Annotated in this window: 18 protein-coding genes; 16 read left to right on the top strand and 2 right to left on the bottom strand. The window is 73.7% G+C overall.

What is annotated here, in order from left to right; all coding sequences use genetic code 11:
* Positions 1 to 113: 113 nt before the first annotated feature.
* The 7 genes from queD to Q5530_RS27085 all read left to right on the top strand — a co-directional run bounded on the left by queD (position 114) and on the right by Q5530_RS27085 (position 4,507).
* Complete coding sequence (gene queD, locus Q5530_RS27115) at positions 114 to 473, top strand: 6-carboxytetrahydropterin synthase QueD (protein WP_415365605.1); 360 nt, start codon at positions 114 to 116, stop codon at positions 471 to 473.
* A gap of 90 nt (positions 474 to 563) precedes the next feature.
* Entirely contained in the window at positions 564 to 1,232 is a 669-nt protein-coding gene (locus Q5530_RS27110) for a 7-carboxy-7-deazaguanine synthase QueE (RefSeq protein WP_415365604.1), read from the top strand.
* Positions 1,233 to 1,234: 2 nt separating this feature from the next.
* A complete protein-coding gene (gene folE / locus Q5530_RS27105; protein ID WP_415365603.1) occupies positions 1,235 to 1,810 on the top strand; it encodes a GTP cyclohydrolase I in 576 nt (191 codons plus the stop codon).
* A gap of 95 nt (positions 1,811 to 1,905) precedes the next feature.
* Positions 1,906 to 3,072, top strand: a complete 1,167-nt coding sequence (locus Q5530_RS27100) for a glycosyltransferase family 4 protein (RefSeq protein WP_415365602.1) — start codon at positions 1,906 to 1,908, stop codon at positions 3,070 to 3,072.
* 106 nt (positions 3,073 to 3,178) lie between these two features.
* A complete protein-coding gene (locus tag Q5530_RS27095) occupies positions 3,179 to 3,496 on the top strand; it encodes a hypothetical protein (RefSeq protein WP_415365601.1) in 318 nt (105 codons plus the stop codon).
* A gap of 224 nt (positions 3,497 to 3,720) precedes the next feature.
* The gene (locus tag Q5530_RS27090; RefSeq protein ID WP_380631567.1) at positions 3,721 to 3,993 is read left to right on the top strand and encodes a GlsB/YeaQ/YmgE family stress response membrane protein; all 273 of its coding nucleotides are present in this window, start codon (positions 3,721 to 3,723) and stop codon (positions 3,991 to 3,993) included.
* A 154-nt stretch (positions 3,994 to 4,147) separates the two neighbouring features.
* Complete coding sequence (locus Q5530_RS27085) at positions 4,148 to 4,507, top strand: hypothetical protein (RefSeq protein ID WP_415365600.1); 360 nt, start codon at positions 4,148 to 4,150, stop codon at positions 4,505 to 4,507.
* Positions 4,508 to 4,531: 24 nt separating this feature from the next.
* Here the strand turns inward: Q5530_RS27085 and Q5530_RS27080 are convergent, their stop codons facing one another.
* Positions 4,532 to 6,226 (bottom strand): M14 family zinc carboxypeptidase, encoded by a 1,695-nt coding sequence (locus Q5530_RS27080; protein ID WP_415365599.1) that lies wholly within the window; start codon positions 6,224 to 6,226, stop codon positions 4,532 to 4,534.
* 221 nt (positions 6,227 to 6,447) lie between these two features.
* On the opposite strand from Q5530_RS27080, the gene Q5530_RS27075 reads away from it, so the two are divergent.
* Positions 6,448 to 8,700: a glycoside hydrolase family 97 catalytic domain-containing protein gene (locus Q5530_RS27075; protein ID WP_415365598.1), complete on the top strand. Its 2,253-nt coding sequence runs from the start codon at positions 6,448 to 6,450 to the stop codon at positions 8,698 to 8,700.
* Between the two features lie 56 nt (positions 8,701 to 8,756).
* On the opposite strand, the gene Q5530_RS27070 is transcribed toward Q5530_RS27075, so the two are convergent.
* Positions 8,757 to 9,620: a UbiA family prenyltransferase gene (locus tag Q5530_RS27070; protein WP_415365597.1), complete on the bottom strand. Its 864-nt coding sequence runs from the start codon at positions 9,618 to 9,620 to the stop codon at positions 8,757 to 8,759.
* Between Q5530_RS27070 and Q5530_RS27065 the strand changes: the two genes are divergently transcribed.
* The 8 genes from Q5530_RS27065 (at position 9,540) to Q5530_RS27030 (ending at position 18,195) form a co-directional block, all read left to right on the top strand.
* Positions 9,540 to 10,715 carry a type III polyketide synthase gene (locus Q5530_RS27065; protein WP_415365596.1) on the top strand — a complete coding sequence of 392 codons (1,176 nt, stop codon included), beginning with the start codon at positions 9,540 to 9,542 and terminating at the stop codon, positions 10,713 to 10,715. The two genes, Q5530_RS27070 and Q5530_RS27065, sit on opposite strands and share 81 nt — an antisense overlap.
* On the top strand, positions 10,712 to 11,230 hold the full coding sequence (locus tag Q5530_RS27060) for an isoprenylcysteine carboxyl methyltransferase family protein (protein ID WP_415365595.1): 519 nt from the start codon (positions 10,712 to 10,714) through the stop codon (positions 11,228 to 11,230). Before Q5530_RS27065 ends, Q5530_RS27060 begins: the two co-directional genes overlap by 4 nt.
* Positions 11,223 to 12,266 (top strand): NAD(P)/FAD-dependent oxidoreductase, encoded by a 1,044-nt coding sequence (locus Q5530_RS27055; protein WP_415365594.1) that lies wholly within the window; start codon positions 11,223 to 11,225, stop codon positions 12,264 to 12,266. The genes Q5530_RS27060 and Q5530_RS27055 overlap by 8 nt, the downstream gene beginning before the upstream one ends.
* A complete protein-coding gene (locus Q5530_RS27050) occupies positions 12,266 to 13,405 on the top strand; it encodes a geranylgeranyl reductase family protein (RefSeq protein ID WP_415365593.1) in 1,140 nt (379 codons plus the stop codon). The genes Q5530_RS27055 and Q5530_RS27050 overlap by 1 nt, the downstream gene beginning before the upstream one ends.
* Positions 13,406 to 13,528: 123 nt before the next feature.
* Positions 13,529 to 14,515 (top strand): SDR family oxidoreductase, encoded by a 987-nt coding sequence (locus Q5530_RS27045; RefSeq protein WP_415365592.1) that lies wholly within the window; start codon positions 13,529 to 13,531, stop codon positions 14,513 to 14,515.
* Positions 14,516 to 14,979: 464 nt separating this feature from the next.
* On the top strand, positions 14,980 to 16,269 hold the full coding sequence (locus Q5530_RS27040) for a cytochrome P450 (RefSeq protein WP_415365591.1): 1,290 nt from the start codon (positions 14,980 to 14,982) through the stop codon (positions 16,267 to 16,269).
* Between the two features lie 58 nt (positions 16,270 to 16,327).
* The gene (locus Q5530_RS27035) at positions 16,328 to 16,981 is read left to right on the top strand and encodes a lytic polysaccharide monooxygenase (RefSeq protein WP_415365590.1); all 654 of its coding nucleotides are present in this window, start codon (positions 16,328 to 16,330) and stop codon (positions 16,979 to 16,981) included.
* Between the two features lie 623 nt (positions 16,982 to 17,604).
* Complete coding sequence (locus tag Q5530_RS27030) at positions 17,605 to 18,195, top strand: cysteine hydrolase family protein (protein ID WP_415365588.1); 591 nt, start codon at positions 17,605 to 17,607, stop codon at positions 18,193 to 18,195.
* Positions 18,196 to 18,245 lie beyond the last annotated feature (50 nt).

The raw sequence follows: 18,245 nt of genomic DNA, 5'->3' as shown, positions 1-18,245 counted from the left end.
ACCGGTCCGACCGAGACCGGGCCACCTGCGGAGGTCGTCCGGCCGCCTCTCGGTCAACGCCGTGATGCGCCGCCCGGCGCGGCGCGGGCAGCATCGGGACCAGGAGGTTCGGGATGAGTTTTCGCATCACCAAGGAGTTCCAGTTCTCCGCCAGCCACCGGCTGGACGGGCTGCCGGACGGGCACCAGTGCGGTCGGCTGCACGGTCACAACTACGTCGTCAAAGTGGAGCTGAGCGCGGGCGGTCTGGACGCGGTGGGCTTCGTCCGGGACTACGGCGAGCTGTCGGCGCTCAAGCGGTGGCTGGACGACGAGATCGACCACCGCCACCTGAACGAGGTGCTGGCGGACCGCAACCCCACCGCGGAGAACCTGGCCTGCTGGATCTACGAGCGCTGGGCGGCGCACTACCCGGAGCTGAGCGCGGTCCACGTCTCCGAGACGCCCAAGACGTGGGCGGAGTACCGGCCGTGACCGCGGGGTCGGCGGCGCGTCCCGGAGGGGGTGGTGCCGCAGCAGGTCCGAAGCTCGTCGTGAACGAGATCTTCGGCCCTACGTGAAGCGGTGCAGGGAGAAGGACCGTCGCTGGGCCGGCGCTGCGCGTTCGTGCGCCTGGGCGGGTGCAACCTGTCCTGCCGGTGGTGCGACACGCCGTACACGTGGGACTGGCGGGGAGTGGGGGACACCGGGGTCGCGTACGACCCGAAGGTGGAACTCCACGCGATGCCCTGGCGCGACGTCCTGCACCGGTTGGTGGCGTACCGGGTGGGGCTGGTGGTGATCTCGGGTGGCGAACCGCTCACCCAGCAGGACCGGCTGGTGCCGCTGGTGCGCGCGCTGGTCGACTCCGGCCACGGCGTGGAGTTCGAGACCAACGGGACCGTGGCGCCGATCCCGGAGCTGACCGGGCTGGCGCGGTTCACCGTCTCGCCCAAGCTGGCGCACTCCGGCGACCGCCGGTCGCGCCGGCTCGTCCCGGCCGCGCTCACCGCGCTCGCGGCGGTGCCGGGGACGGCGTTCAAGTTCGTCTGCCGGACCCCCGCGGACCTGGACGAGGTGGCGGCCGTGGTGGACGGGTACGGCACCGAGCCGGTGTGGATCATGCCGGAGGGCCGGACCGGGGACGAGGTGCACCGCACCCTCGGCGAACTCGGCGATGCCGTGATCGCCAGGGGGTGGAACCTGACCACCAGACTGCACGTCTCGGTGTGGGGCGACCGGAGGGGGAAGTGACCATGACCAGTCCTGTGGAGGGCCCGGAATCGGTGCGGGACCCCCTGGAGGAGGTGGCCCGCAGGCTCCTGGTGGAGATCGGGGAGGACCCGGACCGGGACGGGCTGAAGGAGACGCCGGCGCGGTTCGCCCGGTGGTGGCGCGAGTTCAGCGGTTACGACGCGGGCGGCGCGGAGACCCGGTTCCCGATCGTCTCGCAGGGCCAGATCGTCATGGTCTCGGACCTCGCGGTGTGGTCGCTGTGCGAGCACCACCTCCTGCCGTTCTCCTGCACCCTGACCATCGCGTACAAGCCGGACGGCGACGTGCTGGGGCTGTCCAAGTTCGCCCGGATCGCCCACCGCCACGCCCACCGCCTCCAGGTGCAGGAGCGGCTGGTCTGCGACATCGCCGACGAGGTGGTGGCGGCGACCGGGTCCGCCGACGTGGCCGTCATCGGTCGGGGCGAGCACCTGTGCATGAGCATGAGGGGGGTCCGGACCCCGGCGCTGATGACGTCGTCGGTCTTCCGGGGCGCCTTCGAGGACTACGGCCCGGCCCGCCAGGAACTCGTCGCCACGGTCTTCGCCGGGCGCTGACGGCCGGGCGCCCGACAGCCGAGTGCCGATGGTCCGGCGCCCGACGGCCGGGCGCCCGACGGCCGCTTCCCACCACTGCCTACCGTGGAGCACCCGTGAACATCGCTCTGGTCCTGCTGACCCACAACCCCGACGAACCGGCGGGCGTCGAACGGGGGATCGCCTCCCTGGCCGACGGGCTGCGCGAACTCGGCCACCGCGCCGTCATCGTCGCCGCCGGTCCCGCCACCCCCGACGACGGGCCGGACCTGGTCCGCCTGAGCACGGTGACCCTGCCCCCGACGGTGCTGTTCGACGACCTGAACGTGATGCCCGCCGACCCCGAACCAGTTCGGCAGGAGGTCCTGCGCCTGATGGAGGACCACCGGATCGACGTGGCCTGCTGGACCGACGCCGGGGTGGGCCTGGGTTACCTGGGCGCGGCCCCGGCGGGCGTGCGCACCGCGCTGATGGTCTACTTCCTGCGGGTCGACGAGCCCATGGCGAGGAGCCTCGCCCACGCCCCCGACGCGGTGATCTCCATCAGCGACTTCCTGATCGACGAGGCCGCGCGCGCCGGGCTCGACTCCAGCCGGTGGCACTCGCTGCCCAACGCCCTGCTGTGCCCCGGCGTGCCGCCCGACGAGGAGGAGCGCGAGCGGCTGAGGCAGACCGGCCCGGTGCGCGTCCTGGCCCGTGCCGACCCCTCCAAGGGCGTGGCGGACCTGCTGCGCGCCTACCCCGAGGGCTTCGACCGGCCGGTGCAGGTCGTCCTCGCCGAGGCGGTGTTCGAGCTGTGGCCCGGGATGCAGGACGACATGATCACCGAGTGCCGGCAGTTGGCCGCCGAGCTGCCGGACGTGGAGATCCTGCCGGCGATCCCGTGGACCGAGGCCCAGCCCTTCCTCGCGGGCGCGTCGGTCGTGCTCGTGCCCTCCACCAGCCCGGAGACGTTCTGCAACGTCGCCGCGGAGGCGCTGTCGGTGGGGACGCCCGTGGTCGGCTACGACTTCGGCCACCTGCCCGTGCTCACCGGCAAGGCGGGCAGGATGGTCGAGCTGAACGTGGTCAGCGGGTTCGGCCACCTGCCCGCGCTGACCGGGTCGACCCTGAAGACGATCGACCTCGACGACGCGCCGGCCCGGCTGTGGCGGGCGACCGCGGAGTTGCTGGCCGATCCGGACGCCTACCGGGAAGCCTCCCGGCAGGCGCCGCACCAGGTGGCCGGCCACACCCCCGTGGCGGTCGCGCGCGAGTTCCTGCGCATGGTCGTGGGCGACTGACCGGACGCCCGGGGACCCGTTGCCCCCGGTGACGGGTCCCCCGGCGCGGTGAAGACCCACTCCGCGATTTCCCCGAAACGGGGCGCGACCGACGAGGGAATCGGCGGTGACGCCTCCGGTCCGGCTCAGCGCGTTGCCCACCGCGCAGCGGTCCTGGGGCGTAGACCACGCCCGGGGTGCCGTTGGTGACGATCCGCGGCAGGTCGTCGCGCAGGGTGGCCGCGCGCAGGACGACCCTGGTACGGGTCTGCCCGGCCACCGGGTCGAGGTGGTCCGGCTCGTCGTGCGGCGGGTTGGTCCGAGGCTCGAAGCCCCCGTCCTCCTCGTGCCCGCCGCCCTCGTCGCCGCGACCACGTTCCGCGAGCACCGCACGGCGCCGTCGTCCGGGGGAGCCGGGGCCGCGCACCTCACCTCCACCGGCTGAACAACGCGACTTCGACAACGATCCGGTAGCGTTCCCAGCCGTTCCGGGCACCTCCTCCCGCCCTCGACCGCAGGTCAACCGGGGTGCGACCCGGTTCGGCGCCCGGAGCGCGCGGCACGTCGAAAATTCGTAGGTGTGAAATCCGTGCGAGTTGGGCAACCCGGTGTCGGTAGCGATCACGCCGCGTTGCAGGAGCAGGCGTGGCACGAGGACAAGGAACCACTGTGGGCATCCTGGGTTGGATCGTTCTGGGTCTCATCGCCGGCGCCATCGCCAAGGCCATCATGCCCGGCAAGGACCCCGGCGGCATCATCATCACCATGCTGCTGGGCATCGTCGGCGCCATCCTGGGTGGCTTCATCGGCCGCGCCATCTTCGGCTCCGACATCGGTAGCTTCTTCGACCTGAGCACCTGGCTGCTGGCCATCCTCGGGTCGCTCGTGGTGCTGGGCATCTACCACCTGGTGACCAGCCGGGGCCGTCGCGCCCACCACTGACACCGCACCACCACCCTCGGGCCCGCCGGTCTTCACCGGCGGGCCCGAGTGCTGTCCGGGCTCTCGACCGGGGGACACTGTGAACTCCACGAGCCGGTGATGGTTGTCACCGGCGGTCAACGGGACCTGCTGGAGGCGTGAGGTGTCGGGTGCGGTGTTCCGGGGCTTGGAGCCGTGGGGGTCGGACGCCGGGATCATCGAGTGCGAGGGCACCGCGCTCGGCCTGGTGGACCTGCACAACGACGCCGGGGTGACCGGTGTCCGGATCGGACCGGCCCCGTCCGGTCTGACCGTGGAGCTGGTGTTCTCGCTGGCGGGCGGCCGGGGCTGCCGGCTGGCGTTCTCCGGGGTGACGGACCTGCGGGTCACCCGGCTCGACCACCACCCGGACGACGCGGACCTGTTCCACGACCTGAGCCACGTGCCGGTCGAGGGTGCGTCGGACTTCGGGATCACCCTGGCGGCCCTCCAGGTGGACCTGCGGGCCGCCGGGGTGGAGTTCACCGCGGGGTGAACGGCGATCCCGGGACGGATCCGGCTACAGCGTCAAGCTCCACCGGTCGAGGTCACCCGTGCCGACCCAGATGACGTTGTGCACCCGGAGCTGCCAGGTGCCGTCGCGGGTCTCGCGGGACAGGTCGACGGTGAAGGAGCCGCCGGGGTCCGGCAGGGTGCTCACCAACTGGTGCTGGAGGCGGTAGGCCGTGCCGTCCGGGGCGATCAGGTCCAGGCTGATGAGGGAACCCGTCAGGTTCTTGAAGCGCACCTCGACGCGCGAGGCGGACCGGGCGTCGCCCTCGCAGCCGCTGACGGTCATCCTCACGGTCACCGGCGGGGTGCGGGTGACCACCGGGGTGTCGGTGTCGTCGGTCCGCGTGGCGCACCCGGTCGGCGGTTCGGGCACCGGCGCGTAGGGGGCCGCGGTGTGGCGCGCCGCGTGCCGCAGCATGGGCAGCGCCCTGGGCCAGAAGAACCCGTCCTGGCACGTGTGGGCGGGGAAGAACCCGCCGCACGTCTCCTCCGGCGAGGAGCCCAGCTCCCACACGAACGAGGCCACGCCGAGGTCGTCGTAGACCCAGTCGTCCGTGGTGCCCGACGCGGAGTAGAGCACCTGGCCGGACTGCCCGTACTGCCAACCCGGGCCCGCCAGCTCGGCCAGCTCCTGGGCGAGGTCCCGCAGCGCCGCGTCGTTGCCGGTGCGCCGGTCGGGCGCGCCGCCGCTCCAGGGGAACAGCACGTAGTTGCCGTAGCTGTGCAGGGACAGCACCAGGCCCGTGGTGTCGGTGGGCGCGGGCTGGGCGGGCTCGGCCGCGCGGCGGTCGCGGTACAGCGAGCGCCACAGCGCCTCCAGCGCCCGGGTCTCCGGCTCCGAGTCGGGCGCGGTGCCCCGGTAGTTCTGGTCGCACTGCCGGTCGGAGGCGTTCTGGAGGCCCTGGTTCGAGCCGGTGTTGCGGTTCAGGTCGACCCCGTGGTGGGTGTGGGACGCCGTGCCGCAGGTGGTGCCCTGGTGGTCGGTGTCGTTGCCGTTCTTGCGGTGGGAGAACGGGGACTCGCCACCCCGCTGGACGTTGTCCACGCCGTCGGGGTTGGCGATGGGCACGACCCAGAACTCCGTGGTGTCCAGCAGACCGGATACCTCCGGGTCGGTGCCGCCCACCAGGTGGTCGATCCAGCGCCAGGCGATCTCGCCGGTGGTCAGCTCGCGGGAGTGGAGCTGGCCCATCACGAAGAAGCGGGGTTTGGGCGCGTCCGGGGAGAGGGCGCAGTCGCCGGGGCGCTTGCGGGTGATGCAGATGGCGCGCAGGTCGTGCCCGCCCCGGCCCCGGGTCTTCAGCCAGGAGTCGCCGTAGTCGACGACGGTGGCGAGGTCGGGGTGCTCGCGGGCGACCTGGTCCAGGTGCCGCCGGTGGGCGTCGACGGTGCGGTACCCGCCGTAGAAGGTGTCGGCGGTGGCCGCGCCGCGCGGTTCGGGCAGCACCTGGTCCACCGCGGCGGTGAACCCGGCCCGTTCGAGCGCGGCGCCGGTGGTCGGGTCGCCCAGCACGAACAGGTTGTCGCCCTCGCGGTGCTCCACCACGTCGAAGCCCCCGCCGAGCAGGGCCTGCTCGGTGCCGAGCGGGGCGTGCACCTGGTAGAGGTGGGGCCGGTCGTCCGGGGTCGCCGTCGCCGGGCCGGTCGCCACGAGCGCGGCGGCGGCGCACAGCAGGGCGAGCCGTGATCGGTTTCGCTTCATCGGTTCCTTCCCGGGCAGGGGGAGCGGCGGCTCCGACCACCCTCCCAGCGCCCACCGGCGCCGGAGCTGTCGATCACGACAGGAAGGCGAAGTCTGCCCGAAAGGGTTTCGCGACGGCGCGACCCGTGCCGGTCGGGCCGGCGGTGCCCCTGTACGGATGGGGTTGATCGGTTGTACCGTGAGTCACGGGCCGCCACCCTCCGCAGTAGGGGCGGTGAGCCATGTCGGGGAAGCGCAAGCACCGGGCACTCGGTGCGGGCGTCATCGCGTTGTCCGTGGTCGGGAGCCTGGTCGGGGTCGCGCGGGCCGCGCCCGGGAGCTGGACGTCGCTCCAGCCCGGGGTCGGCGCCGGCGGGTGCGACGGGGTGCGGGCCACGGTGGCGCTGGACGCCGGGGGCAGCCTCGCGCTGGGCGCCACCTGGGAGTGCCGGGCCGCACTGCTGCCCGCGCCGATCGGCCTGGTCACCGCGGCCGCCGACTTCACGTCCGGGTTGACGTTCGTCGGGCGCACCGACACCCCGGTGTCCTACGACTACTCCGTGGTCGCCGGGAAGTCCCGGAACCGCTCGCGGACGGCCACCGAGACCCGGCTGGTGTTCGCCAGGGACACCGCCCGGATCACGGTCGTCGTGCGCACCTCGCGGGACGGGGTCGCCCTGCGGTACGAGCTGCCCGGCAGCGCGACCGTGCTGCGGGAGGCCACGTCGTTCGAGGTGCTCGGGGACGCCCTGGTGTCGTTGGCCCCGTTCGGCGTCAACCACGAGAACAACCACGTCACCTCCGCCGCGTCGGCGGTCGCCGACGGCGAGTACGACATGAGCGTGTTCGCCCAGAACCCGAACGGCTCACGGGTGCTGCTCGCCGAGTCCGGTGTGGACGGTGGTTGGTCCGGCGGGCGGTTCACCCACGCGCGCGGCACCGGGCGGTTCGCGCTGAAGCTGGCCGACGCGCAGGTGGCGCGGACCGGCGCGTTCGCGACGGCGTGGCGGACGGCCGCGATCGGCACCACGGCGACGGTCGTGGAGTCCACGCTCGTGGACGACGTGGCGCCCGCGTCGAAGGTCGCCGACACGTCGTGGATCAGACCGGGCATCGCGGCGTGGCCGTGGCTCGACGGCTTCCACGACACGCAGCGCAACCTGCCCAGGCTCAAGCAGTGGGCCGACTACGCCTCGGCGCAGGGGTGGCCGTACCTGCTGGTGGACGACGGGTGGAAGGGCGTCACCTGGATGCCCGAACTGGTCGAGCACGCGCGGGCGCGCGGCGTGCGCGTCATGCTCTGGTACCACTGGCAGGACCTGGACACCGAGGCCGAGCGCGACGCGGAGTTCAGCCGCATCACCGGGTGGGGCGTGGTGGGCGTGAAGATGGACTTCATGGACTCCGAGACCCGCGCCCGGCACCAGTGGTACGACGCGGCGCTGGCGAGCACCGCGCGGTACCGGCTGATGGTCGACCTGCACGGCTCGCGGCTGCCGGTCGGCGTGCACCGGACGTGGCCGCACGTGCTGACCACGGAGGACGTGCGCGGCGAGGAGTACCCCGGCGGGCGCACGATCGACCACGTGACCGCGATCCCGTTCACGCGCGGCGCGCTGGGCCCGGCGGACTACTCGCCGATGAGCTTCCAGCAGGGCAACCCGAACAGCGACGCCGCGGAACTCGCGTTGGGCGTGCTGTACGAGAGCGGCATCATGCTGCCCGGCGGTCGGGTGTCCGACTACCAGGCCCGGCCCGAGGCGCAGCGCTGGATGCGGCTGCTGCCGACCACGTGGGACGAGACCCGGTTCGTGTCCGGTGATCCGGCCTCGGGAGCGGTCCTGGCGCGCCGCGACGGCGACCGGTGGTTCGTCGGCGCGGTGCGCAAGGGCGCGGCGGGCACGGTCACCTACCCCACCGCGTTCCTGCCCCCGGGCGCGTGGCACGCCGAGATCACCACCGACGGCCCGGCCGGCCTGGTCCGCACCAGCAGGGTGGTCCAGGCGGGCGAGGCGCTGAGCGTGGCCCAGGTCGCCAACGGCGGTCACGTCGTGAAGCTCACCCGTGCGGTCACCGCGCCGGCGGGCGCGCGGGTGCTGACCAACCCCGGCACCGGGCTCGCGGTCGACGTGTACGACGCGGGCGTGGCCGACGAGGTGCCGGTGATCGGCTGGCCGGGCAACGGCGGCGCGAACCAGCGCTTCACCCTGACCCCGGTGGGCGACGGCTACGTGCGCCTGGTGAACCAGCACAGCGGCAAGGACGTCGTCGTCCACGGCGCGTCGCGGGACGCGGGCGGCAAGGTGGTCCAATACTCCTACGAGCCGGGCGCGAACACGAACGACGAGTGGTTGCTCGAGGACGCGGGCAACGGCCGGTACCGGCTGGCCAACCGCTTCAGCGGCCTGTACCTGACCGCGCCACCGGCCCAGGGCGGGCAGCTGGAGCAGCGGCCCCACGACGGCGGCGGCCGCCAGGCGTTCACGATCGCCTGACACCCGGCACCCGGTCGGCGAGGAGGTCCCGGACCCCGGCGCCGACCGGGCCGGACTCACATCGCGTTCGTGATCAGCAGCGCCACGTCCAGGACCGCGATGCCGATCGTCAGCCGGAACGCCAGGGGACCGCGCGGCGCGCGGACCGCCGCCGCGGTGGTGGCGGCGGCCAGCGCGATCCCGGTCGCCGACACGGTCAGCGCGAACGCCGTCGACGTGGTCGCGGGTGCGACGCCGAGCACGACCGAGGCGGCGGCCAGCGCCCCGGCCATGACGATCACCCCGGTCCGGGGGCCGAGCCGGTGGGGGAGCCCGCGCACCCCGGTCTCCGCGTCCGCCCGCAGGTCGGGCAGGACGTTCGCGAAGTGGGCGCCGAACCCGAGCAGCGCGCCGACGACCGGCACCCACCACGGCGGCCACGGCTGTCCGGGCGAGGCGACGTACGGCGCGACGGGCAGGGCGCCGAAGGCGATCAGGTAGGTCGCGCCGGACCAGACCGTGGCCTTGAGCCCGAGGTTGTAGGCCCACCCGGCGGCGACACCGATCAGCAGGGCCGCGGCGGCGATCACCCCGAGCAGCGAGGACATCACGATCGTGGTCACCAGCGCGGTGGACGCGGCGGTGGCGATCACCGCCGGGGGTACGGCGCCGGTCGCGACCGGCTTGTCCGTTCGCCCGACGGCGCGGTCCCGCGCGGCGTCGACCCAGTCGTTGGACCAGCCGATCGACAGCTGGCCGGTGAACACGGCGGCGCCGAGCAGCGCGACCCGCCCCGGGGTGAGCCCGGTGCCGACGGCCAGCGCCACGGCCACCAGCGTCACCGCCAGTCCCGGCACCGGGTGGCAGGCTTCGAGGAGACCCCGCGCCAACCCCCGTCCGGTCCGCGCCCGGCGCGGAGCACCTGCCGGCGAGCCGATCATCTGCCGAGTGTACGCACAAGCCGTACCGTGAAACGGGTGACGACGATTTCCGCGGTCCGCGGCGTGCTCCCGCCGCATCGATACCCGCAGGCGCAGCTGACCGAGGTGTTCGGCCGGCTGTGCCTGGCGGACCAGACCGCGCGCGCCGTGGCGAGCCGGTTCCACACCAGTGCGAAGGTCGCCTCCCGTCACCTGGCGCTGCCCATCGAGCGCTACGCCGAGCTCGACGGGTTCACCGCGGCGAACGACGCGTTCCTGTCGGTCGCGGTGGACCTCGGCTGCGAGGCCGCGCTCGCCGCCCTCGAAGGGGCGGGGCTCACCCCCGCCGATGTGGACCTCGTGGTCTCCACGACCGTGACCGGCATCGCGGCGCCCTCCCTCGACGCGCGCATCGCGTCGCGGATCGGCCTGCGCCCGGACGTGAAGCGGCTGCCGATCTTCGGGCTGGGCTGCGTGGCCGGCGCGGCGGGCATCGCGCGGCTGCACGACTTCCTGCGCGGCTGGCCGACGTCGGTGGCGATGCTGGTGTCGGTCGAGCTGTGCTCCCTCACCCTCCAGCGCGGGGACTCCAGCACCGCCAACATGATCGCCTCCGGCCTCTTCGGCGACGGCGCCGCCGCGGTGGTCGCGGTGGGCGACCGGCACCCGGCCGCGGCGTCGGGGCCGCGGGTCGTGGACTCGGTCAGCCACCTGTACGAGAACTCCGAACGCGCGATGGGCTGGGACATCGGCAGCACGGGCCTGAAGGTGGTGCTGGGCGCGGGGGTCCCGGACCTCGTGCGCACCCACCTCGCGCAGGACGTCGAGCGGCTGCTGTCGCCGCACGGGCTGGAGGTCGGCGACGTCGCCCGCTGGATCTGCCACCCCGGCGGGCCGAAGGTCATCGAGGCGATCCAGTCGGTGCTGGACCTCGACCAGGACGAGTTAGCCCTGACGTGGGGTTCCCTGCACCGGATCGGCAACCTGTCGTCGGCCTCGGTGCTGCACGTGTTCGCCGACACGCTCACCGGCCGGCCCGCGTCCGCCGGTGACTGGGGAGTGGTGGTGGCCATGGGGCCCGGGTTCTGCGCCGAACTGGTGCTGCTGCGGTGGTGAGCCAGGTGTGGTACGCCGTGCTGGTCGGGTTGGTCGCGGTGGAGCGGTTGGGCGAACTCGTCGTCGCGAAGCGCAACCTGGCGTGGAGCCTGGCCCGGGGAGGGCGTGAGACGGGGTTCGGGCACTACCCCTTCATGGTGGTGCTGCACACCGGGCTCCTCGCCGGTTGCCTGGCCGAGGTGTGGGTCGCCGACCGGCCCTTCACCGCCCTGCTCGGCTGGCCGATGCTGGCCCTGGTGATCGCGGCGCAGGCGCTGCGGTGGTGGTGCATCCGCGTGCTCGGCCGCCAGTGGAACACCCGCATCGTGGTCGTCCCCGGGCTCCCGCTCGTCACCGGCGGCCCGTACCGCCTGTTCCGGCACCCGAACTACGTCGCCGTCGTCGTCGAGGGTTTCGCCCTGCCGCTCGTGCACGGCGCCTGGCTGACGGCCGCGGTGTTCACCGCGGTGAACGCCGGGCTGCTGACGGTGCGGATCCGGGCGGAGGACCGGGCGCTGAGGTCGGTGGATGCCTGAGCGCCTGCACGACGTGGTCGTGGTGGGCGGCGGTCCGGCCGGGCTCGCCGTCGCACTGGGGTGCGCGCGTGCGGGCCTGGACGCGGTGGTGTGCGAGAAGCGCGCCGGGGTGGTCGACAAGGCGTGCGGGGAGGGGCTGATGCCGGGTGCCGTGCGTGCCCTGACCGCGCTCGGGGTCGACCCACCGGGGTACCCCATCGGGGGCATCACCTACCGGCAGGGCGCGCTGTCCGCGCACGCCGCGTTCCGCGGGGGCCCCGGTAGGGGAGTGCGGCGCACCGTGCTCCACGACGCGTTGCGCACCGAGGTGATCCGGCACGGCGTGCCGGTCCTGCCGATCGCGGTCACGGACCTCTCGCAGCACGGCGACCACGTGCGGGCCGGCGGCCTGCGGGCGCGCTACCTGGTCGCGGCCGACGGGCTGCACTCCGCGGTCCGAGACCTCGTCGGCCTCGCCGGGGACGGGACCGCCGGGTCGGCGGGCCCGCCGCGCTGGGGGCTGCGCCGCCACTACGCCCTCGCGCCGACCACCGACGCGGTCGAGGTGACGTGGGCGGCGCGGTCCGAGGCGTACGTGACGCCGGTCGGACCGGACGCGATCGGCGTCGCGATCCTGTCCTCGGTGCGCGGCGGGTTCACCGAGCAGCTCGCCGCCTTCCCCGACCTCGCGGCGCGGATCTCCGGTGCGGAACCGGTCTCGTCGGTCCGGGGCGCGGGCCCGCTCCGGCAGCGCGCCTCCGGCCGGGTCGCGGGGCGCGTCCTGCTCGTCGGGGACGCCGCCGGCTACGTCGACGCCCTCACCGGGGAGGGGCTCGCGCTGTCCCTGAGCACCGCGGCCGAACTCGTCCGCTGCCTGCGCGCGGACCGGCCCGCCGACTACGACCGCGCCTGGAAGCGGACGTCGCGGCGGTCGCGCTGGCTGACCGAGACCCTGCTGTGGGCGCGCGGGCGCCCCGCGCTCGCCCGGCGGATCGTGCCGGCCACCGTCCTGGCCCCGCGGTTGTTCGCCGCCGTCGTCGACCAGCTCGCGCGCTGATGGCCGGGACCGACTGGGACCTGGTGGTCGTCGGAGCCGGACCCGCCGGGTCGACGGCGGCGATCGCCGCGCTGCGCGCCGACCCGTCCGCCCGCGTGCTCCTGCTGGACGCCGCCGACTTCCCCCGGGACAAGGTCTGCGGTGACGGCGTCGCGCCGCACGCCCTGGACGTGCTCGCCGGTCTCGGCGTGCCGGTCGACGAACTCGCGGCGGGCACCCGGCCGGTCACCGCGCTGCGCCTGGTGTCGCCGAGGGGCGCGCGAGCCGGGCGGGACTTCGCCCGACCGGCCTCCGTCATCCCCCGCGTGCTCCTCGACGCGAGGCTGGTGCGGGCCGCCCGGGACGCGGGCGCGGTGCTCCGGCGGCACCGCGTCCGCACGCTCGTCCAGCAGGACGGGGCGGTCCTCGTCGACGGCGCCGTCCGCGCCCGGACCGTCATCGGCGCGGACGGGGCGGAGTCGGTCGTGCGGCGGCGGTGCGGCGCCGGCGGGGCGCGGGCGGGCACGATCGCGATCGCGCTGCGCGGGTACACCGGTGCCGAGCCGTGGCCGGCCGGCGAACAGCGGCTCGTCATGGCCACCGCGCACTGGCCCGCCTACGCCTGGGTGTTCCCGGTCGGCGACGGCACCGCGAACGTCGGCTACGGCGAACTCGTCCGCGGCACGCCGCCGACCCGCGCGGAGCTGACCGCCCGGCTGCACGACCTGCTCCCCGACCTCCCGCCGGTGCCGCTGCGCGGGCACCGCCTGCCGCTGTCACCCGGGCGACCCCGCGTCGCGCACGGCCGGGTGCTGCTGGCCGGCGACGCCGCGTCGCTGATCAACCCGCTGACCGGTGAGGGCATCTACTACGCGGTCCTCTCCGGCGCGCTGGCGGGCGCGGCCGCCACGACACCGGACCCGGCCGGCTCCTACCGCCGGTCCCTGCGGCACCGGCTCGGCAGGCACCTCCGGCACACCGACGTGCTGGCCCGGCTCACCCGGCGGCCCTGGCTGGTCGACCTCGCCACCGCCGCGGCCCGCGACGACCGGCGCGCCTTCGACCGCCTCGTCGAGATCGGCCTCGGGGCGGGCACGCTCGACGTCCCGCTGGCCGCGGCGGTGATCACCGCCGCGGCGCGGCGCGGGATGCCGTCGTGACGGGGTACCTCGCCGTGACGGGGTACCCCGATCCGGGCAATGCGGCGCGGTGCCCCGCCGTGACGGGTTGACCCGACCCGGGCATCCCGGTGTCGACCGGCGTCGAACGGGTACGCCACCCCCATGTTCCCCCAACGGCCGGTCGAAGGTCGGGTCGTGCTGGTGACGGGCGGCTCCGCCGGCATCGGGCGCTCGACCGCCGCGCGCCTCGCGGCCTCCGGCGCCACCGTCGTGATGTGCGCCCGTGACGAGGCACGGCTGCGGGCAACGGCCCGCGACCTGCCCGGCACCGTCCACCCGGTCGCCTGCGACCTCACCGACCCCCGGCAGCGCCGTGAGCTGGTCGAGCACGTCGTCGAACGCCACGGCCGGCTCGACGCGCTGGTCAACAACGCGGGCCAGGGCCGGGCGGGACTGCTCACCGACCTGGACGCGGAGGCCGTCCACGAGGTGGTGGCGCTGAACGTGATCGCGGTCGCCGACCTGACCCGGTTGGCCCTGCCGCACCTCGCGCGGCGGCGCGGCGACGTGGTGATGGTCGCCTCCGTCGCCGGGTGGGTGCCGATCCCGCCCCTGTCGCTGTACTCGGCCACCAAGGCGGCGGTCGACGGGCTCGTCCACGCCCTGCGGCGGGAAGCGCCGCCCGGCGTGCGCGTCCACAGCGTCAACCCCGGTCCGGTGCGCACGGAGTGGCTCCTCCGCGCGGCCGGCCTCCGACCGGACGACGACGAGGGGCGGCGGGGCCGCACGTTCGGCACCCGGCCCGAGCACGTCGCCGACGAGGTGCACCGGTGCCTCACCGGGTACGGGCACCGCACCGTCACCGTGCCCCGCTGGCTCGGGCCCGCTCGGTTGGCCGGCGTGCCGCCGCTGAGCAACGTCCTCGACCTCGTCCTGCCGGCGGTCGCGCCGCTGATCGCGCGGTGGGCGCTCCGCTACCAGGACACGCTGGTCGGGCGTGCCCGCGGCGCGGGGCAAGGCGACGGCGGCGAACCCGACCCCGACCTCGATCCCGGTCTCAACTCCGGCCTCGATCCCGACCCCGGCCTCGATCCCAGCCCCGATCCCGCCCTCGACCGGACCGGTCGCACGACGCGGCCGTCCTCGTAGTTCCCACCACCGCTCGGCCACCACCGCCGCGGTGCCGTGGACCGGCCGGTCCGCTCCGGCTCCCCGCCGTCCGTCCTCTTCGGACGGACGGCCGGGTGAACCCCGCTGGTTACGCGCGGTCACGGCCGCAATTCGATCAACCGAAGTGCCCGCCGGTGCGCCTACCGGGGCTCTTCTGTCGAAATACCCGGGAATTCCAGCTCGAACAGCATGACATCGCGGGTTTGCATTCCACTCCAATGGAGTTGTTCACAACCCGGTGGTGGGTGGGCATGATGAAGGTGACGTTCACCAGGGAACGGCTCGGACCACTGGAGGGACCATGAAGCACCTTCGCCACGTCGCCGCCCGCCTGCTGGGCAAGACCCGCATGGGCGGTTTCTACGTGTACTGGGCCATCGCCGACTGACCGGCCGCCGGGGCGGGCTGCCCGCCCGCCCCGGCCGCGGACCCCTGGAGCACCGTTGACCAGCACGAGGGCGCGCCCGCCCGGACCGGCGGGGCGGTGGCTCGTCGGCAACACGATCGACTACGACCGCGACCGCATGGGGTTCCTCCGGCGCTGCCACGACGAGTACGGCGACGTCTTCTCGTTCGACGAGCGCACGATCGTGGTCCGGGACCCGGACCTCGTGCACGAGCTGTTCGCCAGGACGAACGACGACTTCTCCAGCGCGAGTTCCGCGGTCGCCACGCGGTTCGACGCGCGGCGCGATTCGGACGACGCGCAGACCTGGATGAGCGCCCGCCGTTCGGGTTGGCACGGCTTGAACCGGGCCGCCGCGACCGCCCACACAGGACGGTTGCGCGCGTTGTTCGAGCGGACGCTGGACGAGTCCGGCGGCCGGCGGGTCGACGTGCTCGCCCTGATGAAGTCCTTCTCGGGGCGGGCGGCGGCGGACTTCTGCCTGGGGGCCGACGCCGACGGCGTGCCGCGGGTCGTCGCGGAGAACGCCGAGGCGATCGAGCCGCTGTCCGGCAGCTCGCAGCTGTTCCCCGAGTGGTTCCCGTCCCGGAAGGTCAAGCGCTTCGTGCGGGCCCGCGACGCCACTTTGGACACCATCACCGCGCGGATCCGCCGCAGGCTGTCCGCCGGCCCGTCGGGCGAACCGCGTGACCTGCTGGACGTCCTGCTGGCGGCGCGCGCACCGCGGCTGGACGAGTTGCGGGTCCAGCGGCTGATCCGGGGCCTCCTGCTGGCCGCGTACGGCGTGCCGGCGGCGTCGCTGACGTGGCTGGTCCGGACCCTCGTCGTCCGGCCGGACCTGTGGGCGCGGGTGGCCGCCGAATCGGCCGCGTGGGACGGCGCGGGGGAGCCGCCGCCGACGGCGTTGCCGCACACCGAGGCGGTGGTGCGGGAGGTGCTGCGGCTGTGGCCGCCGACGTGGCTGATGGGCCGCACCGCGGTCCGGCCGACCACGCTGGGCGAGTGGGAGCTGGGGCCGGAGGACCAGGTGATGTTCAGCCCCTACCTCCTGCACCGCGACCCGCGGTGGTGGCCGGCCGCGGACGTGCTCGACCCGGACCGCTGGCTGGACCCCCGGAGGACGCCGCGCAAGCACTCGTACGTGCCCTTCGGCGCGGGGCCGCGGGTGTGCGTGGGGACGCAGCTCGGCATGGTCCAGCTGACGCTGGCCGCGTTCTGGCTCACCCGCCACCACCGGGTGTCGGCGCCCGACGCGGACCGGTCGACGCCCGAGTTCCACAACCTGCTGGTGCCGAAGGGCTTCGAGGCGGTGTTCACCCGGGCGTGACGCGCGTCCGACCACCCGGGCGTTCGGTGAGGTCGACTTCGCCGACGAGGAGGAGAAAGTGGCGCTCACACCGCTGCCGGCGAACGGCAGGAGCCTGCTCGCCCGGGTCTCCGCGACGCTCCTGGTCGTCGGCGCGCTCATGGCGAGCGTGTCGACCGGCCTCGCCGAGGCGTACGGGACCCCCACCGATCCGCCGTCGCGCACCTACGGCTGCTGGCAGCGGTGGAACACCAACCCCCTGGACCCGACGATGCCCCAGGCCGACCCGATGTGCCGGCGGCTCTGGCAGGCCGACCCGAGCGGGAGGTGGTACACGGAGGGGGTGTACCGCGACGGCGCGGCGGGTCCGGTCCCCAACGGCCGGCTGTGCAGCGCCGGGCAGGCGCGCTACGCGGCGCTGGACGAACCGGGTGGGTGGCGCGCGGCCGTCAGGGGCAGGCTGTCCACCGTCGTCGTGACCGACCGGCCCCGCCTCGGCGCCGACCACCTGCGGGTGTACCTGACGAAGCAGGGCTACGACGCGACGACCTCGCCGTTGGGCTGGAACCACCTCGACCTGGTCGTGACCACCGGTCGTATCACGAACGTCGACCAGGTCTCGTTCACGGTGAACGCGCTCGACCGCACCGGCCGCCACGTGATCTACTCGGTGTGGCAGGCCCCCGGCTCGGACCGGGCCTACTACTCCTGCACGGACGTCGTCTTCCAGTGATGCGCTGCGACCGGGTCCGCCGGCGCGACGCCGACGTGCCGGTCTTCGGCGCGCACTCCCCGCCGGTGACCCGTCCTGACCGCCTCGGCACCCGCGCGACGGGTAACCGTTAAATCACCCTCGCGGGTCATTGTCCGCGCATCACCCAGGTGCTTGTGGTGTTCTTTTCCCACCCCTTCCGGTCATCAACCGCCTACTCTCCGCTGCGGCGGCGCACGTGGCGACGAACATCACGGGATGGCGCACCGCACGATCCTGAGAAGTCCCGGTGAACCGTTCGCGACCGCCCGGGGCGCATCCCGAACCGCTCTCCTGACCAGTCGGGACCTCGCACCGGAGCCGGTGTGACCAGCGGATTGCGGGAATGTTCACGACCTGGAAAAAAGGCAACAAAACAACCCTGTCAAGCGGTCGAGTGGCCGGAGTTTTATGTGATGCTGATCACTCCAAGCAATTTATATTGCCTCGTTGTAAGCGGCTGATCGGCTAGGTATGTTCTCGCTGCCGTCCATTTCGGGCGGCGGGGGCTGGTCCCTGTCCGAATGCCGGTCCCGCTGATCCGAATGGCCGCTACCCGTACTGCCGGTACGGGTCTGCCGCCCTGTCCAGATCGAGGAATTGCCGTGGGTAAAGTCGCCGTGCTCACCAACGACCTCCAGTCCGACATCGTGGACAAGACGCCGCAGCGCGCCGCCGGGATCGCCGAGGCCAAGGCGGACTTCGTCGCGTTCCTCGACGGCATGAGGAGCCGGGGGCACCGCGTGTTCCACCTCCAGCTGATCAACCTGCCGGAGGACCCCAACGCGGAGTGGGACGCCAACGGCCACCTGCCGGTGCAGCTGGGCACCCCGGGCGCGGCGATCCTGGCCGACTTCCTCGACCCGGCCGACGACGTCGTGGTCAAGCACAAGGACAGCGGCTTCTACGAGACCGAGCTGCACGAACGGCTCCAGGCGGCGGGCGTGGACACGGTGCTGGTCACCGGCCTCCAGACGCAGATCTGCGTGCAGACCACCGCGGCGGACGCCTTCTTCCGCGGCTACAACGTGTGGGTCCCCTCCGACTGCGTGGTCTCCGGCGACCCGGAGGCCAAGGAGCGGTCGCTGGCGTGGCTGGACGGCTACTGCGCCACCATCGCCGAGTCCTCCGACATCCTGCGCATCCTCGACGAGTCCGGTGAGCTGCCGCGCAAGAAGGTCAGCATCTACCCGTAGCCCGGCCCCCGAAGAGCCCGGCCCCCGGCCGGCACGCAGACCAGGACAGA

It is taken from the genome of Saccharothrix sp. BKS2 (assembly GCF_047689505.1).
Taxonomy (GTDB): domain Bacteria; phylum Actinomycetota; class Actinomycetes; order Mycobacteriales; family Pseudonocardiaceae; genus Actinosynnema; species Actinosynnema lopnurensis.
The sequence above is the reverse complement of the archived record's forward strand: the minus strand, read 5'-3'. Positions and strand labels throughout refer to the sequence as shown.

What these genes read in the sequence shown, in the direction of transcription:
- queD (WP_415365605.1), top strand. Translation starts at nt 114, where the DNA reads ATGAGTTTTCGCATCACCAAGGAGTTCCAGTTCTCCGCCAGCCACCGG.
- folE (WP_415365603.1), top strand. Translation starts at nt 1,235, where the DNA reads ATGACCAGTCCTGTGGAGGGCCCGGAATCGGTGCGGGACCCCCTGGAG.
- Q5530_RS27080 (WP_415365599.1), bottom strand. Translation starts at nt 6,226, where the DNA reads ATGAAGCGAAACCGATCACGGCTCGCCCTGCTGTGCGCCGCCGCCGCG.
- Q5530_RS27075 (WP_415365598.1), top strand. Translation starts at nt 6,448, where the DNA reads ATGTCGGGGAAGCGCAAGCACCGGGCACTCGGTGCGGGCGTCATCGCG.
- Q5530_RS27070 (WP_415365597.1), bottom strand. Translation starts at nt 9,620, where the DNA reads ATGATCGGCTCGCCGGCAGGTGCTCCGCGCCGGGCGCGGACCGGACGG.
- Q5530_RS27055 (WP_415365594.1), top strand. Translation starts at nt 11,223, where the DNA reads ATGCCTGAGCGCCTGCACGACGTGGTCGTGGTGGGCGGCGGTCCGGCC.
- Q5530_RS27050 (WP_415365593.1), top strand. Translation starts at nt 12,266, where the DNA reads ATGGCCGGGACCGACTGGGACCTGGTGGTCGTCGGAGCCGGACCCGCC.
- Q5530_RS27045 (WP_415365592.1), top strand. Translation starts at nt 13,529, where the DNA reads ATGTTCCCCCAACGGCCGGTCGAAGGTCGGGTCGTGCTGGTGACGGGC.